Genomic DNA, 4627 nt, shown 5'->3' on the forward strand with positions numbered 1-4627 from the left:
ATATTATTTTCACCGTCTTTTAATTTTAAAATCAAAAACTGTTTTCCGTCTTCTTTTTTAATTATATTTGATATTTCAACTTTAATATCTTTAAGCAAATTTGACAAATATTGTTTTTGTTGCTTTTCTCCAATTTTTTTCAATTTATTTTTATTAAAAAAGATTATATTGCTTTCTTTATAAGCATTTACATATTTTACCGCCTTTTCAATATCTTCATCAGATAAATTTTGTGAATTCAAAGACACGGCATTATCAAAATCATTTTTATTTAATTGTCGAAATCGTTTATCAACATTTATTTTAGACTCTTCACTAACTTTAATTTTTAAGAACTCATTTTTATTTACGGGAACGGCATAAACATTTTTATCTGTTTCATAAAATGAAAGATATTCGTTTGATATTGTGTAAAAATTTTTTACAAAGTTGTTTAATATAACAGAGTCCGATGTATTAAATTTAATTATCACATCTTCAGCTTTAACTTTTTCCGTGCCGTCTTCGGCAAGTTCTTTTTCCATATCAAACTTTGCTTTTTCTCCAATAAAATTATATTCATATTTTGATAATATTCTTATAATTCTGTTGCGGGTTGCAATAATTTTTGCTTCATTTATTTTTTCTTTAAAATTAATTTTTGAATTTAATTTTTTTAATTTTTCAGGTTCATTCTGTGCAAGTAAATTATCATTGGATGAATATTCGTTAGTTGTTACCGAGAAAGCAATATCTTCAAGATATCTGCTGTTGGATGCATCTGTTTCTATATACACGGCAAGTTCTTCTTCCATACCTTTTTCTTTTTCTATTCTGTTTTTTTCTTCCAAAACAAAATCCATACTTTCAAAAAAATACAATCTTTCACTGTCGGCATATTCATATTCGCCTTTTCCGTCTTCACTTCTAAAACCTAAAATATCTTCAAGTGAAAAAATATGAAAATCTTTATCATCATAATGACAACCGTATTTTTGAATTAAACGATTTTTTTTATAATAACCGTATAGCAAATGATTTTGAGTATAAATTCTGTTATTTCTGAAATCCACATTATGTAAACCGCCTGCCAACATTCCCGTGCAATCATTTATATCATAACCTGCATTTAATATTTTGCTGTAAGGTATAAGACAAGGTCCGTCAAATAAAGGGCATTTAAAATTATGTTCAATGTTATTTTGTTTTAATAAATTATTAAAACTTTCATTTTTTTCATTCGTGTCTTTTTGTTGCATTATTTCCGCTATTGCATATACTATATCATCCGCATAAATTTCCAATATTTCAAATTTATCATAAGACCTTTCGTATATACCTGCACCTTTGTTTTTAATTTTTACATTCATAAAAATAAAATTATCTTTTATTTCATCTATGGTAAAACCTGTTTTTTCTTTAAATATTTTGTTATTTTCTTCATTATTATTTTTTTTGTCCGAAACAAAGCAAGTAAATAATTTTGCTACCTGTTCGGCATTATTACAATTTCTTTGTTTTGCTGTTTCTTTATTTCTTATCAACGGCGGATTTTTGCCTTTTCTTGTTTTAATATTATTGTTTTCAATTGCTTCCGTATCAATAGAATATTCTTTTAAAGTTGCAGGTGTTATTATATAACCGTTTACAAACATTTTTTTTACTTTGTTATTGAGTAATTGAAAATCATTTATACCTGATATTATATTCAATATCGTTTTTGCTTTATCGACATTATTATCAAATATTATATTTTGTTCTTTGGAATTAAAAAGATTTATTTTATTAAAAAGCAATGCCATATTTTCAACCAATAATTTTTCCTTTCTTTCCTGATATTGTTCATTTTGTTGTTTTTCTGTCATAAATGTAATTTGTGAATTTTTTACGGTTAATCCCAAAAAAGAATTTGTGTTATGATCAAAGTTTGATATTTCTTTATCATCATAACTTTCAAATATTTTTTCCAATTCAATGTAATAAGAAGATAATATTTTGACCAGCATTTCCCTTTGTTTAGGTTCCCTTATAAAATTTTTCTTTTTACTGCCGTAATTTGTAAGTATAAAACCTATAAGATCATCTGTTTCTTTATATTCCCCTCTATTAATATTTTCTTTTCTTACAACAAATAACATTTTTTCAAAATTATCAAGAAAAATATCGGCAATAAGATTTGTTTTTTGTTTATCTGCCTGTTCGTAAGGTTCTATATTATCAAATAAAAAGTTTCTGATTTCTTTAACTTTTGTATCCATTACATTATTTGTTTCGGAATATTTTTTAAGGACAGCAATTAATTTATAGATTATTTTTTCCTTCTGTTCTTTAGGTAAAACATCAATATTTTCATTAAGTGAATCAAACAAACTTTTTGTTAAATTATAATTAAAATCCACATCAATATTTGTTGAATATGCAAATTTTATATATTTAAGAATTAAGTTAAACATATCTTTTGACACAACGGAATACCTTGTAAAAAAAAGTTCAAAAAAATAAGACCTTATCTTCTTTAAAAATTTTTCATAAACATAATTTCCGTTTTCTTTAGTTAGCAATATATTTAAAAATTCATTTAACTCTTCAACAGGAAGTTGTTGTTCAACCAATACCGTAATATTTTGATTAGCTTCGGTATGAAAATTAAAATCTTGAGTAAATTGTGATATAAAATTTTTAATTTCTTCATCTTTTTCAAAAAACAAATTTAAAACTTTTATAACATCTTCGTTTTTATATGCTTTACAAACGGTAACGATAAAATCTTTATTTTGTTCCACAAATTTTTTATTTTTATAATTCCCTTCTTTATCTTTTTCTAAAAACAAATTCAAAATTTTTTCCAAATATTCTGCGGAATGTTGCTGATTTATTATAGGCACAAGTTTATCGGGATTATTTATTATAAATTCTTTATCACTTTTATATTTTTCCGATAACAAATTTAAAACTTTAATTAAATCATCGCCTTTGTATTTGGAACAAACAGCTGTTATTAAATATATATTATCTTCTATGAATTTTTTATTTTTATAATTATTTTCGTCTTCTTTATCAAGTAATACATTTAAAATTACATTTAACTCGGCATCTCCTATTTTTTGGGTGCTATAAAACAACTCATCCAACACATCAAAATTATAATCGGTAAGTTCCAAATATTTTTTCATTGCAGTTTTTACATTTTCTTTTTTAATTCTTTTGTTTAATTTTGAACTTTTTAATATTCTAAAAAATATTATATCCATTTGATATTCCAATTTATCAAAAAAGTCCAAAACCAAATCAGAATCATCATTATTCATCAATTCGGCAATATTTTTTGTAATATCAGCCAAATCTTCTTCAGATAAAAAATTATCGGTAAAAATGAAATTTCCGATTCTTTTCACTAAATCTTTTAAGTCTTTTAACTCTATATCATCCGGCTGCAGTATATTTGATATATCAATATCATCTTCAAGTTCTTTTCTGTATTTTTTTATATTTCTTATATGTTCTTCTTTTACTGTTATATTTCCTTTTTCTATTAAATTTTTTACTCTATCAAATTCTGCTTTCCCGAAAATTTTTTCCGCTTCTTTAGGAAAAGCTTCTATAGCTACTGCGGTTCGATAATTTGTTCCGTAAGCCGAAAACGGCAATGTTGCCAAAGTTTGAAAATCAAATTCACTTTGTAATTTAGCCGTTTGGTAATATGTTTGTTCGGCTTCTTTTACCCCGCCCTGAATATTCGGTGTTATTACTATATAACTTACATCCTTTTCCTCCAATATATTTGTTACTGTTTCACTGTGAAAACCTCCCGTTACAACTACATCTATTCTTTTTGTTTGTTCCATATTATTTATTATTTTATCCGTTTCATTTATTCCGTCTTTTATTTGCAATAATTTATTTATTTTTATTCCGTCAAAAATATTTTCGGCAAAGTAACTGTTTCTGTCAACATTTATTTCGTAAAACTTATCAGTTTCGGCTAAGTAATCATTTAATAAAGTCAATAATTGGTTATCGGCATATTTATTCCATAACATTTTATATGTTTCTATGTTTTCTTTATAGTAAAGATAATCATCCAGTGTAATTTTTGCGGTTAAATATTGTTTTAAATATTTTTCAAAATATGTAAAAAATACAACTTCCGCCTGTGCTTTTGTATTTGAAAATTTGATATTTATTTCTCTTGTAAGCTGTTGTTCTTCTTTTAACAAATCAATCGGATTTATTTTTTGTTTTGTTTCAATATAAACGAAATATTTATCTAAATCAGGAAATTCATCCGTTAAATTAATATTATAATTTTCGGATATTTTTCTTATATAAACACACATTTTATCCGTGTTTTTTAAATTATCGGTTTCTTTTAAAAAAGTTGAATATTTTTCATAAGGAACTTGTTGCTTTATTAATGATAATACGTTTTGCAAATCTTTTTTTATTTTTTTGTATTTGAGTTTTTTTTGTAATTTCAACAAATTGATATATAAAGAAGTATTTTTGTATTTTGTTAAATTTATATTAAGCTTTTCGGTATGTTTCAACAGTAAAGTATAATATTTTTCCGGCTTGATTTTACCTTCATTATATTGTTTTGACAATTCTTCTATTTTATATTGTCTTTTTATGTAATATTGTTTTTTTA

Annotated in this window: 1 protein-coding gene; it reads right to left on the bottom strand. The window is 24.3% G+C overall.

Features of this window, described 5'->3' with window-relative positions; translation table 11 throughout:
* Positions 1–4627, bottom strand: a 4627-nt coding sequence (locus ACMUOV_RS02535) for a hypothetical protein (protein WP_413853479.1), incomplete at both ends; no start/stop codon positions are given.

This window comes from Candidatus Ruminimicrobium bovinum (assembly GCF_902760015.1).
In the GTDB taxonomy this organism is placed as follows: domain Bacteria; phylum Elusimicrobiota; class Endomicrobiia; order Endomicrobiales; family Endomicrobiaceae; genus Ruminimicrobium; species Ruminimicrobium bovinum.